Here is a 16,432-nt window from a genome sequence, read left to right as displayed (position 1 = left end):
AGAGGACTTCCTCTCTGCTCGCTCCGCCCTCTGCCTTGGATTTCTTTGTTTCTCGCGTCCAATGCCGCAACCGATCATCATACAGTGGATGAGCATACCCGGAAAGTAACACCGGGCCCGGATGCCTATCCAACGCATCCAGTAATTCAGCATGATCGTTTTCCTTCATCTCATACCGATAGCTTGATGTAGTCCTCGTCGAAAGAACATAGGGCGGATCTGCGTATATCAACACATTCGGGCGCTGGTAACGCTGTAGCAGTACCAACGCTGTTTGGTTCTCAATCTGAACGCCTTTTAGTCGTTCTGCCGCCGCTGCGATCTTTTCCGGAAAGCTGTTCCACTCTTTCCCTGCTAAAGGACCATTCGCTTCTATCATGCTTCGCCAACCTGTACGGTGAGATGTTTTCCCGCCTCTGCCCTGCCAAAGTCTTACTAGAAGCCTACGTGCTCTTTCGAGATCGTCTTCTGTTGATTCATAGCTGTGATAGTATTCCTCGCGGCTGTGCGGAGTCCAATGAACTACATGCGCCAGCTCGTCCGGTCTTTCGCGGATCACTCTGAATAGATTTACTATCTCCCCATCTATGTCATTTACCGTTTCCAGTCTGCTGCGTTCCTTCGAGAACAAAACTGCGCCAGACCCAAAGAACGGCTCTAAATATGTTTCATGCTGCGGCATGTGAGATATGATCCATTCCGCCATGCTCCACTTGCTGCCTGGATAGTGCAATATTCTTTGAATGCTCATGCGCTCCCCTCCATCTGCTCGCATACTAAACTCCACACATTCCTTCACACTCGTTACCGAATCCTTCAAATTCGAATTCTATTTGATTCTCTCCAAAGTCCACTTGATCCAACGGCCGACATGAGCGGTGAAGATAGATTTTCCCATTCAGCCCCCGTAAGCCGTTCGCATTGATCACTTGTTCAAACTCCACCGCTTCGGCGAATGCTGAGGGGTCATTTCGTTTCATGGCTAGCCATGTATAATCGGAATGGTAGGGACAGCCGATGCAGGATGACTTTTGCGGGACCTTGTAGCCCTTCCTCGCCAACCAATTCATGCAATCAAGCCTGTTCATCCCCAGTTCAATGAGTGGATATCGCAGCTTCTCCCATGCTAGCGAGCTTTTTGTTTTGGCCCGATGTATCTCGTCCGTGCTAATACCCATCCACTTTGTCACTGATCCTTTAGGGATACGCTGACGCTTGGTATATCCAAGCAACTCACGGACTTTAGCGTTGACCGCTTCTATTTTGTACTCCGCGGTACATTGCCGCGGAATGATTCCTTGCTTCCCATTCCGCCATACGTAAAATGGCATCGCTGCCGAGCGTGAATGATTCTTTGAAGCTTCTACTAAGTCGGCTCGTATATTCCCCTTTGTTGTTTCATAGACGGGTATTCCTAGCCTTTTCGATTCTGCCTTCAACCACTCGAAGTGATCATATACCGCTTGCGGCTCCCACCCTGTGTCAGCAAATATTGCGCAGTCTGGTTTCTTACCTAGTTCTCCGTGCCCTGCCATAAGTAACAGCGTAGTAGACTGAACTCCAGCTCCGAGGCTTACTATGTTCATGCTATTCCCTCCCTGCTCATTTGGAATAGGTTGTTCACTCTTTCCTTAATAACCTTCATACGACTCAGTTTCTAAATCGATGATGTAATATGTGCTTCCGGTCTCCTTGTTCTGATCCTGCCTAATGATAATTTTTGCCCCAGTGTTACGAACCATTTCTCCGATGCGGTCAACCACTTGCTTGTTTTCTGTGATAAACCGAACACTGTCAACACAATCGATAAAAAGATAAGCTCTCTTCGCAGGACTATGCCATATGCGAATCTCCCTTAAAATCGACGCCACATCTAGATGTGTCAACTTATACACTGCCGTCATCTTCTCTTCTTCCTCTCTATAAGTTCATGGCGAGCTGTCCGCATTGTTCGGCAGCGTGGAATCGACTTAATGTGAGCGCCTTCCCACTGCCTGTACATAATTCCGGAAGGTTCGCACGTACCAAATGTTCCGCGAACGGTGGAGGCACCGCATTGCCGCATCGTGCAACCTGTGCCGATTTAGGATATCGGTTTCCTTCATGGTCCTGATCTATGATGTAGTCTTCTGGGAAACCTTGAGCTGCAAACAACTCATGCGGTTCCAGCATCCGCATACCGATATCGACTATCTGGTAATCTACGCCTGCAATTGTGACAAGTCCGAATCTGTCCTTAGTCGTAACCGTATGTAGTGGCTCGTCTAACGACTGGCCGTTGTCGGCACTGCCGTAGTATTTCAAAAGGAATGACCTAACCTCGGCTACATGTCCTCCGCCGTAGTGTTTTGCTAGGAAAGCGGTGGCTATACCAAACTTGTTGCCTCCTGCTGTAACGGTTCCGACTGGCTTGCCTAAGTCGAGTACGCGCGGATCTTGACCAGGTCGTTCACCGTATCCCATCTGGATCATAGTCGGGCTTAAAAGCATATGATGTTTGCCTGTTGTAATGGTTCGAAGTGGTTCAGTGGGTGGGCTGCCTGGATGTCCTGTTGTATTTACACCAAGGATCGGCGTTACAAGTAAATGCTCCGCTTTAGTCGTCACCGTTGTAAGCGGCTCGGTCGCCTTGTATTGGAGCCTATCACCGCCGAATCCCGTCTGACCTATTCGGGCGATGTAAGGTGTGACCAATCCCCAGCCGTTCTTCGCTGTAATTGTCTTAAGCGGCTCGCGGATCGAATCGCAGTAATGATGGTTACTTCCGGCAAAGTTGACACGCATCACGAAAGGCTCAGGATTTTCGAACACGAATTTCTGCATCCCTCTCGCAATGCGGCGCAGTGTATTTTCCGCAAGCGGCTTTTTTCGGTCGAATATACTAGGGCAAGGTATTGACCAATCTATTATTTCCGCTGCCGTCCTCCACGGTAGCAGTTTACCTTCCTGCACTTCCGGGCTATCCGGTGCCCCATGTGTCGGTTCCGGCCATACAATCAGACGACCGTCACAACGAGCTATCAAAAAGAACCGTTTCCTTATCGTAGGCGCTCCATAATCACACGCCCGCAACTCCTTCCATTCGACCTTGTATCCATACCGTCGTAAGGCATTCACGAATGATCTAAACGTCCGTCCTTTTTGTCTCGGATCGGGTATTCCTTCTTTTGTTAGTGGTCCCCAAGTTTTGAATTCCTCGACATTTTCGAGCATGATTACCCTTGGACGAACCGTAGCTGCCCAGCGAACTGCCACCCACGCAAGCCCGCGAATGTTCTTTTCTACTGGCTTCCCTCCCTTCGCTTTGCTGAAATGCTTGCAATCAGGGCTGAACCAAGCAAGACCAACCGGTCGGCCTCGCGTAACAATTCTCGGATCAACATCCCAAACAGATTCGCAATAATGTTCAGTTTCTGGATGGTTCGCCATGTGCATTTTTATAGCTACAGGATCATGGTTGATCGCTATATCAACCGATTTTCCTGTAGCTAGTTCTATTCCTGTTGAGGCTCCGCCACCCCCAGCAAAGTTGTCTACGATGATTTCACTGTTCACCCTGTTCCCTCCCTAGTCGTCGAACCATCCATATCCGAACGGTTTTTCTTGTGCCGAAGCGCTCACTATATCCCTCATGAGTTCCCCGAATGTTTTCACGTCCTTTTCTGAGAGTGATTCTATGAACCGACGTTCTTTTGCTTTCAGCCCGCGGCCTGCTGCCGTAGCCATCAACTCCAAAACTGGCTCCACCCGCTCCAGCTTTAATCGTTCTTCGATTTCCGCTCGCTTCTGTTCGGCTTGTTTGCGCCTGTGCTGCTCCCAGTCTTCTTCGTCGTACCAGAAGTAATTGCCGTGCCTCGTTCTGTATATCAGAATCCAGTGTTGCAATTCTTTTTCGCTAGTCTGGATTCTCCGGTGGCATATTTTGTTTAGCCTCATACCGTTGGTCTTTACCCCGCGGCCATTTCGTCCGCGTGGCATTACATGGTGCGTTTCTTCATCAACCCTTCCGCAGCCACATTGGCAAAGTCCACCCGCTTCCTCGATCAGTTCTTCTATCACCTTCCGCGGAAACTCTGCCCGATCTGCACGGGTGGGCGTGTGGTTGTGGTGGGCGAGGATATTTTTTCTCCAATCCTGTATTTCTTTCTTTTTCTTCTTACCGAATGCCATCCGACACCCTCCTATACCCGATGTCTTCTATTCCAGTTTTCATATGCCGTATCTATATCCGGTGATAATCCGGTAGCAGCGAAGCAACTTTCACAACTGATTCTGTAACCGCCCAGTTCCGCTACCACTTTTGATGAGCTGCCGCAAAATGGGCACGACTTTAAACCTTCTTCATGCGTTCGGTTGCTCGATTGTTTTTCTCGCTTCCGTTGCTTCGCATCTTTGATTGATACATTGCCCTTATCACGATATTCCTCGTATACCTCTTGTTGCTGCTCCATTGGCAGACCAGACACTTCGTATGCGGTGGACATATTTACGCGCCCCTCCTTCAACTCTTCTTTGAATTTAGGGGTTAGGTTATTGGTTATCGACTCCATCCTTGCAACCTGTGTCGCTGATATGTCCAATGTGCTGGCAACAAGATCCCGCAGCCTTCCCGGAATCTTGTCCCGCTTCTTTATCAGCTGTAGCAAGTTTCTTAGCTCGTCTGCTTGCTTGATTTTCTCCCAGTCCGTCAGCTGCCTTGCCGTGGAATTAGTGGTGATGAGCAGCAACTTTTCGCGTAGTTCGTCTTCATCGTTTTCTATGATGCAGGGCACTCTCTCAAATTCCTGCTTCCCTTCCTCCACCAGAGAGAGGATAGCGAGGCGGCGACGATGCCCCGCAATCACTCTGTACTTCCCGCCATCTATCGGCTTTACGATCAAGTTCTGCTTTATACCGAATGCTGCTATGGAAGCCTTTAATTCTTCGATTTGCTCCGTGCAATAGAAATTGTCTTCTGACGGCTCCAGCTCATGAACTGGTATGTGGGTTATCTTGTATTCCTGACCCCCGCCACCATCTCCATCCACTGTCTTTCCTCCGCCGAGCAATTGATTCAAATTGAACTTCGCCACTCTACTCAGCTCCCTTTTGTGTCCGAATCGGACACGTTAAGGTATTCGGATACGAGTTTCAGGTAATCCATTGCCGCCCCGCAGCGGCGTGAATATTCGGTGATTGGCATACAGGCAAACGTGCTTTCATCGACCTTCTCTGTTTTGCGGATATGTGTCTGGAAGACGTTGAAATCCTTCTGTGCTTTCATCCACTCTTCACCCTGCATGTTTACCTCATTGCGCTGATAGCACGTGACGAAGCAACCTCTTATGGTGATATTGGGGTTTAGCTCATCTCTGGTGTTTTCGATCTGTTCTTTCAACTCCGCCAGACCATCAAATGCAAATTTGTCGATCTTAACTGGAATCAGCACATCATGAGATGCAACAAGAGCGTTGATCACCGAAATGTTGATGTCTGGCGCGTTGTCAATTATGCAATAGTCATATCGATCCGCTACTTGCTTGAGTGCATTTCCGAGTCGTGTCTGCTGTTGTCGTGATGTGTCCAGTAATACTTGCATGTTTGCGCGAAGCAAATTCATGTTCGCGGGGATAACGTCCAATCCCGCGTAAGAAGTAGATACGATGATGTCGTTCATATTCGGGTTCCGCTCTGTCATGACATCCGCAATGCTCGGCGAAGAATAGCTATGAAGGCCGAACATCTTCGATGCATTCCCTTGCTTGTCGTTATCTACTAGCAGCACCCGCTTCCCATGTACTGTTGCAAGGATGTGGGCGATATTCACTGATGAGATTGTCTTTGCTACGCCGCCCTTTAGATTGATTACAGATATCGTTTTCATGTAAGCACCTCGTCTATTTCGATTTCGATCCGTGGATTACGAGCATCTACCTCAAAGCGATGGGTTACATCCCCGATCTGCGCCCAACCATCGTTGCCGATTACTCCCGCTTCCTTTAGGCCGTCGAATATGAACTTTTGCCCCGCCATGATGTTGTCTTTATCCTTGCGCTTATCCTTGCACCACCAAGTAATGGTGTAATCAGCCCTACCAACTGGAGGAAGCTTCTTCGCTGTCCATGCTACGAGACTTGTGTTCACTTCTTTCATCTCGCGATATGCTGACCAGTGTGATTTCGCAGCATCTATGATTTCGTTGAGTGAAGGAAGTTCGCCCTCAATTTCGATCTTCATGCCTTTACCCTCTTTTCGAATGTGTATAGTTGGCATTGTATTGTGATCATTCCCTCGATCTACGCAGCTTTAGGTAAATCGACCATCCATTGATTTCGGTGTATACAGGCTTCACTTCTGTAACGTCCCACTCTGGATACTTCTTCTTCCAGTAGTGTTGATTGTCTATTTCATCTCTGACAATCTTCTCCACTTGCCGCTTTGAATACTTGAAATCGTTGAATCTATATTCTGGCTTCTCTAAATTCTGCGATGAACTCCAACGCTTTTTCCCGTTCGGGCTTTTCATCAGATATCTGGCGACAGCCTCTAGCCCGTAATCATTCGGTTTGAGCCTGTCCGCATTTACGAAGCCAATCCAGTCACCCTTTTGCTGCCCTTTCTTCTTTGGTCTTCTCCACAGATTCTCCACCACATCCCGCTCCAACCCGCCATTCATTATGATGTGGTGATGAATCCTCTTTTTCTTCTCTTGACTCTTCTCATTCCCGCCCTCTGTGACGAGTACATATTTCAATGGTGGGAGTCCTTCCCGCTTCCTTCTGTGCGCTACCCTTCTGAGGTAATTGCTTACCTCTTTCTCGGCTGCTTCCACTGTCTCTGGTGCTTCGGCATATGTCAGGGATACGTGTAGATCTTCTTTCCCGAAGTTCGTATTCACCAACTGTATGAAATATCTCCGTGCATTCTTATCATTCAGATTCCGTTGTTTAGGTGCAGACACCTTTTCCTTCTTTGCCCTCCCCTTTCGCATTGTGGTTAACATCGTGTGATTATATATATCTACTTCCATGTAATTCCCGCAGTATATTTTCTTCTCACGTACGACATTCTTCATGGCTCTTCCTCCGGCTGTACTCCCCTACATTTGTGCATCGTGGGAATGTTAATACCCATTACGAGCTCGCATACGCTACAAGCGCGTTGCCTTGTCGCCGCGAAGTTTGCTATAATTACTAGGAGCTGAATTATCGCATTTCGCTTTGACTTCGCCCCGCGGTCGCTTTTCTCAGAAGCGTCCATCGGGGCGATTTTATTTCTATATTCATTTCTCATTCGCTCTCTTAATTTCGTTTGGGCGTGCTATCACTACGCTGTTTCTGGTTTTGTCAAACAACTCCACTTGCATAAACATGCCCGTTTCGCTTTTTCTATAAATGATTGCTGAGATGTGGTTATATGTAATTCCTCGATGCTCTATAGGCTCACCATTGGTCATGGCTTCCTTCAGATCCTCGTTTGTCACTGTCCAGCTCCCTTCTATATTGGTATAATCAGCCTAGAAAGAGAGGTGAGCCGAATTGATTAATATTTCCAATATTATTGACGATGCAACTGATTTTGATAGAGGGGTGTTTATTGCTGCCCTCGATAATCATCTCTTGAACCTTCCCCGATTCGTTGAGGACGTTTCGAGAAGGGTTAAACAAAGAGAATTGGTTATGTCCCTCAAAAAAGGATTAAACGCTGATGTTCAAGAATATAGTCTTGAAGAGGTTGATTTATTTCATGATGTTCTTTGCTTCTATAAAAATAGCGCCGAAACTTATGTTGATTTAGAACAATCCGCTGAAGAAGCATTACAGTTATCACTAAGGAAATATACTAGGCGTCTTGAAGATTTTCTGTATGATCTCCGAAAATAGCTACATGCATCGTTTCATAGATTTCTTTTTTCATCACTTCTTGTTGCTGTAGTATCAACTCAACTTTTTCGTTGTACTCTTGCTCGCTCATCTCGCCCGATGAACGAGCTTTTCTATATTTCCAGAAGAGATCCACTCTCTTTTTATATTCATGCATTACTTCATCATGTTTTTTCCTAGCCTCTTGTTTGTTCACGGCGCTGCAGCCTCCTTTTCAGTTGTTCGTACTGCCAGCGGAACATATTACGGGCACTTGGCGATTGTGTGGTATCTGCCATCTGTAAAAGATTACAGCATACACGGAGCCATTGCTTTCTTGACATTCTCCCTCACCTCCTTGTTAGAATTTGAAGGATAACCACCTTTCTTTGTCGAATGTTGGGAATTGTCCAAATTACCATTGAAAGGAGGAATCTTTATTCTGAATCACGATATATTTGAAATAATTAATAGAATCGATAGATTAACTCAAGGTTACACGTCTAATTTGACAAGAGTTATAGACCAACTAAACAGAATCAATGAAGCTTATAGCCCTGTCGCTTCGGCCTTGGCTACTGCTATGGAAAAAAATTTTTTGGCACTATCTAAAGTCTCAGATGCTCTTCTTCCTGTAGCAAAGGAATGGGAAGCTGTTACCGACTTCATTCGTGAACAAGATTATAGTCATCTTTTCATAACTGATTCTTTATCTTCAAAACTGAATAGCTTAATTGAATCAGTGGAAGTAGAACTACCAGATATTAAAGAAGAAATTATCCAAACAACTGCACTCGACATCAATTCATCATCTAATAAGAAAATGGATATCGGGCAATTCTTAACTGTTCTTGGCATTATCCTTACTGTTGTTAGCATGTTACAGAATCAGCGAATCGCCGATGAAAGCAGTATAGAAGCTCAAAGATTCCACCAGGTTCAAATTGAACAAGCAGAGAGACATCATATCGAACGTATGGAGCAGGCAGAACGTCATCATCGTGAAACGATGCAGGATAGTGGTTCCAATTCTTCACTCCATAAGGAATCAGATAAAGTACTCGAAGACCTTATCTCTTCGATCATCACTGAGTTGCGTTCTCTTTTGCATTCTGGAAATACAAGTCATTCCGAAGATCACTGAGACTGTTTAAAAGATCTCGTGCCCGTTTCACATTAATATCTTTTTCTTGGTTAATTCGTTCATCTTGATCAAGCCGTCCCTTGTAGCGTTTGTTCAATTCATCATACTTTTTGTTCAGTTCTTCCCTTTGCTCAATCAGGTGTTCATATCGCTGGTTGAGCTTTTTTTTCGATACCGTCCCAAACATTAAAAGTTAAGGATAGTGTCAGACCAGCTATCACTACGTAAAACATTCGACGTGCTGGTTTCCCGAGAGCATCCATGCTCATATCCCCCTTTCTACCGAAGCATACAGCCCGGCGTATAGCGGCCACCCTGCCGAATCCACCTTTTCAACGACTCGTGAATATGGTGCCGGTTCAAATTTCCCGTCTTTGAATATTTCAATGCGATCCGACTTGCTTAATTCAACCAGGCTGCCGTCTTCACGTTGCAGTGATACCTTGCCGCCCTCAACTACGATTTGACCGGTGATAATCTCCGACTTGTTCATGCTGGTTTATCTCCTTTCTTTTTTGAATATCGTTCTTTTCATCTCCCGCGGTAATTCCTAGGTTCCTTACGAATTTTAAGGCTTCGACCATTTTTGCACGGTCAGGAGAATATGTCGCAACGAACTCAATCCCCCTTGGCGTGGATACAGTGATGTTTCCAGAACGCTCTCCTAATTTAACTGCTGAAATAGCTTGTACAAGTGTTTCGGGGACTTTCACAGCACATTCGATTCTATGTTGCTCCATTAGCGCCTCCCGCTTTCGAAATGTATAATATCAATGTGATATTTAAAATATCATTTTTGTTTAAAAAAATATTCCCCTTAGCAATGTGATATTGACAATATCACACGTTGCAAGGTATACTATCTTTGTCGGAATAAAGTATACCTTCAAAAAGGTCGGGAAATAACTTCTGTGGAGTCTCTTCATAAATAATGCATAATTCCCGCATGACGTTCACACTTGGATTAACTTGTCCATCCTCTAATTTTCGAAGATGGATTTCCGAAATACCCGCTTCTTGGGCTGCCGCAGATCTTGGCATACCACGAAACTCTCTGCAAGCCCTTAGATAAGTCCTCTTCATGCAATCACCTCCTATGCGTCTGATTATAAATGATATTACAAATATCGTCAATATATTTCCACTATCTTTTTTTGAAGGAGGCTTTTACTTATGGATGTTGGGGATCGGATCAAGGAACTTCGAATGAAAAAGAAACTGACGCAAAGTGAAATGGCAAAAAAAATTGGAACAGGCAGAGCGAACTACGCCCACATGGAAAATAACAGGGTAGAGATCAAACACGAATTCTTGCAGGCAATTGCTAATGAATTAGAGGTGAGTACTGATTACCTCCTAGGAAACTCAATTTCTACGCAATCTGATGTTCATGATTTAAAGAATTTTCTAAATCAACATCAAATTTTGTTTGATGGAGTACCTCTTACAGAAGAAGATATAGCAAGAATTAAGGGGTATCTTGATGCATTACTAACTAAAGGTGGTAGATAACATGTTTTCGGACTCCTTCGAAAGTTTGATCGGGTCAGAAGTGGTTGTTTATTGCAGAGTATCTTCCGAAGATCAGCAAGAACGCGAAACAATAGAAAATCAAATTGAATATGGAACAAATTATTGTAAGTTAAACAAACTTACTATTAAAGATTGGTATACCGATGATGGAATTACTGGAACAATCCATCTACGCGACCGCCCAGAAGGTCAAAGACTCATTGAAGATGCTCGCTCTGGAAAGATTAAAACGGTTTTAATATATAACATGAAACGGCTCGGCAGAGTTGCACGAATAACCTTGGATGCCATTTATGAATTAGAGAAGCACGGGGTTATGATTAAAAGTATGACTGAACTGTTTGACACAAGCACTCCCACAGGTCGCTTTATAATTACTGTTCTGGCAGGACAAGCAGAACTAGATAGAGACACCACTCTGGAGACAATGTGGCATGGCGCAAATAGAGCAGCGCGAAAAGGGAAGTGGCTCGGTGGTATTGTCCCTTACGGATATAAGAAAAATCTTGACGGATATCTTGAGATAAACTCCGATCCATTGCCTGGAAAGGAAGAAATGTCTGAATCATCTGTTATTGAATTAATGTATCACTTATGTTCAATTAGAAAGATGACTACTGTAAAAATAGCTGACTATTTTAATTCTCTGGCTATTCCACCGTCTTACATCAAAGATAACAGATCTGCAAAAAGAGGAAAAAGAAAAGAAAAAACAGCAGGAATATGGAGACCAAGCCGGATAGGTAATATGTTAAAGAACAGCACATATCGCGGTTTGCACGTCTATGGCAAGAGATCAACTAAGGATCGGGAATTGATCGAAAGAGAGGTACCTGCAATCGTAAGTGATGAGATATGGAATCTGGCTCAAAAAGTAATTGAGGAAAACCAAATAGAATCCCTAAAAAATTCCAAGAGGCAGTACCTTCTTAGGGGGATTGTAAAGTGTGGATGTTGCGGTCTAACTTACCACGGCACAAGCTATACCAGTGAAGGTAGAAAACCTAGTGCGTTTTACGTCTGTAACGGAAAAACATCTTATAGAGGGCCGTTACAAGGAAAGTGCAGATCGCGAAATATTCCAGCAGCATGGATTGAAGAAATGGTATGGCAACAGTGTGTTGATTTTATAAACAATCCAGGCGAAACCATACAAGAATTAGCAGAAACCGACAACAACACTTTTCCTTCAATTGACAATTATACTGACGAAAAAGAACTGGTCATAAAATCACTAATGACTAAAGATAATGAAAAGCAAAACATTTTGGAGCTCTACCGCAAAAACCTTATCACCTCCAGTGATGTTGAAATACAATTACTAAAAATTGCTGGTGAAAAAAGGAACTCGAAAATCGTGCAAAAGATTTAACAGATTTGATAGAACGCAATGCATTAAAAGAAAAACAAACTAATGACATCGATAGCATTCTCAGTGACTTGCGTAAGATACTGAAAAACGATCTCACATATGAAGCAAAGAGGGCAATCGTGAAATTGCTAGTCAAAAAATTGTCGTCCATACCCATTTCGACGACGGGAAAAAGAGAAACCACAGCGCTTCTGTTAATACTGAATTCTCATTCAATGTCAAGGTTAGTGACGGAACCCTTGTCCTTGTGGATATGCAGGCTCCGCCACTGACGAATGCAGATGCTCACAAGGGAGGCTCGAGCAATACAAAAGCAAATTGTCAGGCCCGCTACTCGATCGCATAGATGTACAGGTGGATGTGCCTCGATCACCAATATCCGATTGGAGCAGCAACAATCTTAGCTCGGAGGAAATGCGCAGACAGGTTATGCATGCCCAGCTTGTGCAAGCAAAGCGATATCAAGACATAGGTATCCAGTTCAACAGCGAGCTGTCAGGGTCTTATTTGAAGAAATTTTGCAGCATGTCTGATAACGCAAGGCGAATGCTGCAGCAGGCATATGATCAGCTTGGCATGAGTGCACGGGCTCATGATCGCCTTTTAAAGATGTCTCGGACGATTGCGGACATCGAGGGCAGTGAAGTTATTGAAGTTCCGCACGTGGCGGAAGCGATCCAATACCGTACGTTGGATAGACGGCACAATCTTTGACTCATGCGGCTTAAAATGCCCCTTGAAAAAGTTCTATCTTAGGTATAGCCCCTGATTGAGACGAAGACGAATAGGTAACGGCCACGGCATCGAAGCGCACATGAACCTCATCCAGACGATATCGATGCATATAAGCGGTAGCAACTGCTCGCACCTTGCGCTGCTTGCGCCAATCAATGGCCTCAGCCGCACCGCCATAACGCAGCCCCTCGGTGCGGCTTCTTACCTCTACAAACACCCAGATATCGCCATCTTTAGCTACGATGTCAATTTCGCCTGATTTGCAGCGCCAATTCACATCAACAATAAGGTAATTCAGCCGTTCCAAGTAGGCAATTGCAAGCTGCTCGGCCTCTGCTCCCCGAGCGCGGCGGTTGAGCTTTTTCGACATGGCTCTCTCCTCCTTGCATTCTCCACGATGGAAGAAGTCGCTATGTCCATTGAAGACGCCAAAGAACTCGTCCTATGAGTATGCGGCAACTTCATCAGACGGTTACGATCCACGATTGATCCCCCCCTTATCCGCACGTTGATCAGCTTTATAGACGAAGGAGAGCACTTCCGCAACCAATTGATACAGAGCAGGCGGAATTTGTTGATCGATGTCGAGCTTGGACAACACCTCAACTAAGGAAGCATCCTCTTGAATAGGCACTCCGCTCTCCTTCGCTTTATCGAGAATCCGCTCAGCGATTTGGCCATGTCCCTTCGCAACAACAACAGGCGCATCCCCCTGCTCGGGATTATAGGTAAGGGCAACCGCCTTTTTACGAGGAGCGGCGCCCTCATTCGCTGACGCATTCATTGCCTCGCGAACGCCTTGACGCGCCTCCTGCTGATTCCAATAACTCGTTCCCGAGTTCGGTGATGGCTGTACGGGCTCAACAGAAGCTGGCCGAGGGATAGATGATTTATTCTTCATATTTTCATATCCACCCCTTTATATGGCTTAGCCGCATAATCATCCATGCTTATTTCCGATGTTGGCGCCGGCACCGTATCGGAGCTTCGTTCTGGAAGCGGCAGTGTTCGGAAGGCGGACATCTGATAGCCGATACGCTCCAATGCTTCTTCCGCCTCGCCTCGTAATCCCTTTATCCATTCTCCAACCCGTTCATCATCATGATGGATATGCAGGGCAACCGCATTGTCCACGACCTGAACGTCAACCAGTGTACGTCCTAGCGTCTTCATGTTCAAGTCGAACCAGAGACGGCAATTTCCTGCATCAAGCTCTCCACGCTTGCTCTGACGGGACTGAATATGAACAGCTGCCGTTTGCTTGCCATCTGGTGTAACAAGTGGAACAAACAACGTAATATGCGAAAATGGCGCTTGCCGATCAGAAGCAAGCAGCAACTGCTGGCCTGTGACATGCTGTACAAGCTGCTGTGCTGCCTCACGAAGTGCGTGAGGGACACCTTCAGCTTGCAGCAAATGAAGCAGGGCGCTTTTCAGCGATTCGCCCACTGCAGCTCCCTGCTGCGTTGACCCAGTTGCCAATTGGGAGATGTCCAACTGAGCAGCACCCGGAGCAGTAGATGCCGCGGAAATAGGCGGATGAATGGCAGTTTTTGCTGCGGTCGCTCCTGCAGCCGCTTCTTGTGGCGCGATATTACGTCCTGTTCCACCGTTCACTGCTCCCGACTTGTCTGATGGAGTACCATTCGTATTTGATGCTCCGGTTGGAGCATTCGAAGCCGATGCCGTAGATGGTGCTGCAATACCTGAGTGCAGATCTGGCCGTCCTCCACCCGTAAGCCCGCTATTTGCAGAGGCACTCGTGTTAGCGGAAGAAGCTGCGGCATTGCCTCCGCCAGTTGTAGACTGCGCGCTGTCCCCCACCGCCTGCTGAGGCTGTGATGTGAGTTCCATCACCGCAGCTCGATGAGCCTGCTGTTCATGCGATACGCCCAGCAATTGAAGCATTCTTCCAATCCATGCACCAGCTTGAATAGACGGCTGAGAAGTCGAAGGAGCTCCAGCGGTTCCTGCAGCTCCGCTGCCACCTTGAGCGAGTTCAGCATGTGCTCCTTCCCCGCTCTTCGCTGCCCCGCCTGATGCCGGTGTCGCATTCAGCATGGCTCCGCTCGTATTTTTGTTCTGCTGCTCATTAACAGGCGAAGTGCCAAACTGACCTGCTGCACTGCCTGCGGCATTACTATGCCCATTCCCATTCACAGCAGCGCTCATTCCGCTTCCACTGCCTTGCTGCTGACCTCCAGTCTGTAATCCCTCTGCGAGCAGCGCCCTTACAAGTGCTTGCGCCTCGCGCAGCGGCTGCGTCCACATACTGCCTGACTGCGAGCCAGTGTCCGTCGTCTTGCCCATTAACCCGCTTTCTAAGGCAAGTGAATCATCTCCTGCCCGCATAAATACTGCAAGCATATCTGTAAGCGGCTTACCGAAAAGCGCCTGTCGAAGCCCGTTTAACGTATCCGCTGTAAGCGGCAATTGACGCCGCAGGGCAAGTCCAGCTGCCTGCATCCACTCCGATGCCGCAACACCTGGAGGTTTCGCGGCCATCGCTTGGCTTAGCTTCGAGGCAAGTTCCTTCGTCAACGGCAAGCCGGCCTTCTGCAAATCCTGCAGCAGGCGGCGAGCCCACGGTTCATCTGGCAGACCCGATTGCTTAAGTGCTTCCTCCATGGACGGCAGCGCAGCAACAGAAGGCCCGTCTGTTGGCTTCAATATAACCAATCCATCTGACTGCTGTCCCTGCACTCGCATCCATGTCGTCTGACCAGGCTGCATTGGCGCATCCAATGCAGCACGCACGGGAACACCATTCACCGATACGACTGCCTCACGGCCATTTTCGGATACTTCTGTTACTGTCGCGCGCACGACTTGACCTGTCTTTAACTCCAATGAACGCTGCTCGCCGGGTCTCGCCTCCCCAGCCAAGCCTCGTACCAATTGTGATATATTCATATTCATCCCCCGTCCTCTGCAAATAGCTAACTTATATATCGGCATAGAGTGGGCGGATGATGAGCATTATCCGCAGCTCTCTTCATACCTTTCACATGAACCAATAAGCATTAGGCAATACGCTCAAGCAACTAGAATAACGTCAGCTGCTCCTCTTTAGGAAATAAAGAGGATAAAAAGCTCTTCCGATGCATGGGGGTAGGGCCATGGATGAGCAGTTGTTCACGATGCATTTTTGTTCCATATCCCTTATGTACAGCAATCCCATACTCTGGATATCGGTCATTCCATTCCCCACTGCATAGACGATCACGCGTTACTTTAGCTATGATTGATGCGGCTGCTATCGATTGGCTGTTGGCATCTCCTTTAATAATAGCCTCCTGCGTAAAAGGCAAATCGATCTTCTCTGCATCCACAAGCAGTACCTCAGGCTGTATGTCCAAAGTTTCAACCGCCTCTTTCATGGCACGGCGGGCTGCCTGCTTAATATTAATCTGATCAATGGTTGCAGCATCCACATGGGCGACTGACCACGCAACTGCTTCCGCGATGATGATATCATACAGTTCATCACGTTTCTTCTCTGACAGCTTCTTCGAGTCATTTATGCCCTCTATAATAAGACCCTCAGGCAAAATGACGGCTGCTGCGACGACATCACCGAACAGACAGCCACGACCGACCTCATCAATCCCTGCGATATGTCGAATGCTGCGTGCCCAATACTGCCGTTCCCAAGCTAATAAGTCAATCGGCTCCGCCGCCGTTTCCTGCTTTTTTTTCCCCATTTGAATAAGCTCCTCTCCTGCCTGTCCAAGCAACACTGCCCTGCCTAAAGAAATAGCGCCGTACACCCTTCGGCGTTAACGGCGCTATCCCATGCTCTTACTC

24 protein-coding genes are annotated in these 16,432 nt (G+C 46.8%); 5 read left to right on the top strand and 19 right to left on the bottom strand.

Annotation, left to right across the window (positions count from 1 at the left end):
- From PAV_RS29015 to PAV_RS28965, 10 genes are all read right to left on the bottom strand, one after another.
- The coding region (locus PAV_RS29015; protein WP_040737232.1) for a DNA adenine methylase at positions 1–751 on the bottom strand (751 nt) is incomplete at its 3' end.
- A 25-nt stretch (positions 752–776) separates the two neighbouring features.
- Positions 777–1,586, bottom strand: a complete 810-nt coding sequence (locus PAV_RS29010) for an adenine nucleotide alpha hydrolase family protein (protein WP_005551960.1) — start codon at positions 1,584–1,586, stop codon at positions 777–779.
- Between the two features lie 45 nt (positions 1,587–1,631).
- A complete protein-coding gene (locus PAV_RS29005) occupies positions 1,632–1,904 on the bottom strand; it encodes a hypothetical protein (RefSeq protein WP_005551959.1) in 273 nt (90 codons plus the stop codon).
- Between the two features lie 16 nt (positions 1,905–1,920).
- Complete coding sequence (locus PAV_RS29000) at positions 1,921–3,555, bottom strand: DNA cytosine methyltransferase (RefSeq protein ID WP_005551958.1); 1,635 nt, start codon at positions 3,553–3,555, stop codon at positions 1,921–1,923.
- Between the two features lie 12 nt (positions 3,556–3,567).
- Positions 3,568–4,170 carry a hypothetical protein gene (locus tag PAV_RS28995; protein ID WP_005551957.1) on the bottom strand — a complete coding sequence of 201 codons (603 nt, stop codon included), beginning with the start codon at positions 4,168–4,170 and terminating at the stop codon, positions 3,568–3,570.
- Positions 4,171–4,181: 11 nt separating this feature from the next.
- Positions 4,182–5,072 carry a ParB N-terminal domain-containing protein gene (locus PAV_RS28990; RefSeq protein WP_005551956.1) on the bottom strand — a complete coding sequence of 297 codons (891 nt, stop codon included), beginning with the start codon at positions 5,070–5,072 and terminating at the stop codon, positions 4,182–4,184.
- A 5-nt stretch (positions 5,073–5,077) separates the two neighbouring features.
- Positions 5,078–5,863, bottom strand: coding sequence for a ParA family protein (locus tag PAV_RS28985; RefSeq protein ID WP_005551955.1), 786 nt, complete (start codon positions 5,861–5,863; stop codon positions 5,078–5,080).
- The gene (locus PAV_RS28980) at positions 5,860–6,216 is read right to left on the bottom strand and encodes a RusA family crossover junction endodeoxyribonuclease (protein ID WP_005551953.1); all 357 of its coding nucleotides are present in this window, start codon (positions 6,214–6,216) and stop codon (positions 5,860–5,862) included. The genes PAV_RS28985 and PAV_RS28980 overlap by 4 nt, the downstream gene beginning before the upstream one ends.
- A gap of 46 nt (positions 6,217–6,262) precedes the next feature.
- Entirely contained in the window at positions 6,263–7,054 is a 792-nt protein-coding gene (locus PAV_RS28975) for a rolling circle replication-associated protein (protein WP_005551951.1), read from the bottom strand.
- 207 nt (positions 7,055–7,261) lie between these two features.
- The gene (locus PAV_RS28965; protein WP_005551948.1) at positions 7,262–7,462 is read right to left on the bottom strand and encodes a hypothetical protein; all 201 of its coding nucleotides are present in this window, start codon (positions 7,460–7,462) and stop codon (positions 7,262–7,264) included.
- Positions 7,463–7,517: 55 nt separating this feature from the next.
- Here PAV_RS28965 and PAV_RS28960 point away from each other — a divergent pair, with 55 nt between their 5' ends.
- Positions 7,518–7,862, top strand: coding sequence for a hypothetical protein (locus PAV_RS28960; RefSeq protein WP_005551947.1), 345 nt, complete (start codon positions 7,518–7,520; stop codon positions 7,860–7,862).
- On the opposite strand, the gene PAV_RS28955 is transcribed toward PAV_RS28960, so the two are convergent.
- Complete coding sequence (locus PAV_RS28955) at positions 7,822–8,058, bottom strand: hypothetical protein (protein WP_005551946.1); 237 nt, start codon at positions 8,056–8,058, stop codon at positions 7,822–7,824. The genes PAV_RS28960 and PAV_RS28955 overlap by 41 nt on opposite strands.
- Positions 8,039–8,185, bottom strand: a complete 147-nt coding sequence (locus tag PAV_RS35435; protein ID WP_005551945.1) for a hypothetical protein — start codon at positions 8,183–8,185, stop codon at positions 8,039–8,041. The genes PAV_RS28955 and PAV_RS35435 overlap by 20 nt, the downstream gene beginning before the upstream one ends.
- A 77-nt stretch (positions 8,186–8,262) precedes the next feature.
- Here PAV_RS35435 and PAV_RS28950 point away from each other — a divergent pair, with 77 nt between their 5' ends.
- Positions 8,263–8,985: a hypothetical protein gene (locus tag PAV_RS28950; protein ID WP_005551944.1), complete on the top strand. Its 723-nt coding sequence runs from the start codon at positions 8,263–8,265 to the stop codon at positions 8,983–8,985.
- A 265-nt stretch (positions 8,986–9,250) separates the two neighbouring features.
- On the opposite strand, the gene PAV_RS28945 is transcribed toward PAV_RS28950, so the two are convergent.
- The 3 genes from PAV_RS28945 to PAV_RS28935 all read right to left on the bottom strand — a co-directional run bounded on the left by PAV_RS28945 (position 9,251) and on the right by PAV_RS28935 (position 10,068).
- Complete coding sequence (locus tag PAV_RS28945; protein ID WP_005551939.1) at positions 9,251–9,478, bottom strand: hypothetical protein; 228 nt, start codon at positions 9,476–9,478, stop codon at positions 9,251–9,253.
- The gene (locus tag PAV_RS28940) at positions 9,438–9,725 is read right to left on the bottom strand and encodes a hypothetical protein (protein ID WP_005551938.1); all 288 of its coding nucleotides are present in this window, start codon (positions 9,723–9,725) and stop codon (positions 9,438–9,440) included. The genes PAV_RS28945 and PAV_RS28940 overlap by 41 nt, the downstream gene beginning before the upstream one ends.
- 100 nt (positions 9,726–9,825) lie before the next feature.
- Positions 9,826–10,068, bottom strand: a complete 243-nt coding sequence (locus tag PAV_RS28935; protein ID WP_005551936.1) for a helix-turn-helix domain-containing protein — start codon at positions 10,066–10,068, stop codon at positions 9,826–9,828.
- A gap of 90 nt (positions 10,069–10,158) precedes the next feature.
- Here PAV_RS28935 and PAV_RS28930 point away from each other — a divergent pair, with 90 nt between their 5' ends.
- From PAV_RS28930 to PAV_RS28920, 3 genes are all read left to right on the top strand, one after another.
- A complete protein-coding gene (locus tag PAV_RS28930; protein ID WP_005551934.1) occupies positions 10,159–10,497 on the top strand; it encodes a helix-turn-helix domain-containing protein in 339 nt (112 codons plus the stop codon).
- A 1-nt stretch (position 10,498) separates the two neighbouring features.
- Entirely contained in the window at positions 10,499–11,890 is a 1,392-nt protein-coding gene (locus tag PAV_RS28925) for a recombinase family protein (protein ID WP_005551932.1), read from the top strand.
- Positions 11,891–12,250: 360 nt separating this feature from the next.
- The gene (locus PAV_RS28920) at positions 12,251–12,604 is read left to right on the top strand and encodes a magnesium chelatase subunit ChlI family protein (RefSeq protein ID WP_238555945.1); all 354 of its coding nucleotides are present in this window, start codon (positions 12,251–12,253) and stop codon (positions 12,602–12,604) included.
- Positions 12,605–12,614: 10 nt separating this feature from the next.
- On the opposite strand, the gene PAV_RS28915 is transcribed toward PAV_RS28920, so the two are convergent.
- From PAV_RS28915 to PAV_RS28900, 4 genes are all read right to left on the bottom strand, one after another.
- Positions 12,615–12,995 (bottom strand): YraN family protein, encoded by a 381-nt coding sequence (locus tag PAV_RS28915; protein ID WP_005551928.1) that lies wholly within the window; start codon positions 12,993–12,995, stop codon positions 12,615–12,617.
- A gap of 102 nt (positions 12,996–13,097) precedes the next feature.
- Positions 13,098–13,409, bottom strand: coding sequence for an EscU/YscU/HrcU family type III secretion system export apparatus switch protein (locus PAV_RS28910; RefSeq protein ID WP_040737230.1), 312 nt, complete (start codon positions 13,407–13,409; stop codon positions 13,098–13,100).
- A gap of 113 nt (positions 13,410–13,522) precedes the next feature.
- Positions 13,523–15,538 carry a DNA ligase gene (locus tag PAV_RS28905; RefSeq protein ID WP_157267353.1) on the bottom strand — a complete coding sequence of 672 codons (2,016 nt, stop codon included), beginning with the start codon at positions 15,536–15,538 and terminating at the stop codon, positions 13,523–13,525.
- Between the two features lie 131 nt (positions 15,539–15,669).
- Positions 15,670–16,329 (bottom strand): ribonuclease HII, encoded by a 660-nt coding sequence (locus tag PAV_RS28900; RefSeq protein ID WP_005551923.1) that lies wholly within the window; start codon positions 16,327–16,329, stop codon positions 15,670–15,672.
- Positions 16,330–16,432: the final 103 nt, after the last annotated feature.

The sequence above is a fragment of the Paenibacillus alvei DSM 29 genome, assembly GCF_000293805.1.
Lineage (GTDB): Bacteria > Bacillota > Bacilli > Paenibacillales > Paenibacillaceae > Paenibacillus_B > Paenibacillus_B alvei.
The sequence above is the reverse complement of the archived record's forward strand: the minus strand, read 5'-3'. Positions and strand labels throughout refer to the sequence as shown.

Coding starts and splice junctions, on each gene's coding strand:
- PAV_RS29010 (WP_005551960.1), bottom strand. CDS start 1,586: ATGAACATAGTAAGCCTCGGAGCTGGAGTTCAGTCTACTACGCTGTTA.
- PAV_RS29005 (WP_005551959.1), bottom strand. CDS start 1,904: ATGACGGCAGTGTATAAGTTGACACATCTAGATGTGGCGTCGATTTTA.
- PAV_RS28995 (WP_005551957.1), bottom strand. CDS start 4,170: ATGGCATTCGGTAAGAAGAAAAAGAAAGAAATACAGGATTGGAGAAAA.
- PAV_RS28985 (WP_005551955.1), bottom strand. CDS start 5,863: ATGAAAACGATATCTGTAATCAATCTAAAGGGCGGCGTAGCAAAGACA.
- PAV_RS28980 (WP_005551953.1), bottom strand. CDS start 6,216: ATGAAGATCGAAATTGAGGGCGAACTTCCTTCACTCAACGAAATCATA.
- PAV_RS28975 (WP_005551951.1), bottom strand. CDS start 7,054: ATGAAGAATGTCGTACGTGAGAAGAAAATATACTGCGGGAATTACATG.
- PAV_RS35435 (WP_005551945.1), bottom strand. CDS start 8,185: ATGTCAAGAAAGCAATGGCTCCGTGTATGCTGTAATCTTTTACAGATG.
- PAV_RS28945 (WP_005551939.1), bottom strand. CDS start 9,478: ATGAACAAGTCGGAGATTATCACCGGTCAAATCGTAGTTGAGGGCGGC.
- PAV_RS28940 (WP_005551938.1), bottom strand. CDS start 9,725: ATGGAGCAACATAGAATCGAATGTGCTGTGAAAGTCCCCGAAACACTT.
- PAV_RS28935 (WP_005551936.1), bottom strand. CDS start 10,068: ATGAAGAGGACTTATCTAAGGGCTTGCAGAGAGTTTCGTGGTATGCCA.
- PAV_RS28930 (WP_005551934.1), top strand. CDS start 10,159: ATGGATGTTGGGGATCGGATCAAGGAACTTCGAATGAAAAAGAAACTG.
- PAV_RS28925 (WP_005551932.1), top strand. CDS start 10,499: ATGTTTTCGGACTCCTTCGAAAGTTTGATCGGGTCAGAAGTGGTTGTT.
- PAV_RS28915 (WP_005551928.1), bottom strand. CDS start 12,995: ATGTCGAAAAAGCTCAACCGCCGCGCTCGGGGAGCAGAGGCCGAGCAG.
- PAV_RS28910 (WP_040737230.1), bottom strand. CDS start 13,409: ATGAATGCGTCAGCGAATGAGGGCGCCGCTCCTCGTAAAAAGGCGGTT.
- PAV_RS28905 (WP_157267353.1), bottom strand. CDS start 15,538: ATGAATATATCACAATTGGTACGAGGCTTGGCTGGGGAGGCGAGACCC.
- PAV_RS28900 (WP_005551923.1), bottom strand. CDS start 16,329: ATGGGGAAAAAAAAGCAGGAAACGGCGGCGGAGCCGATTGACTTATTA.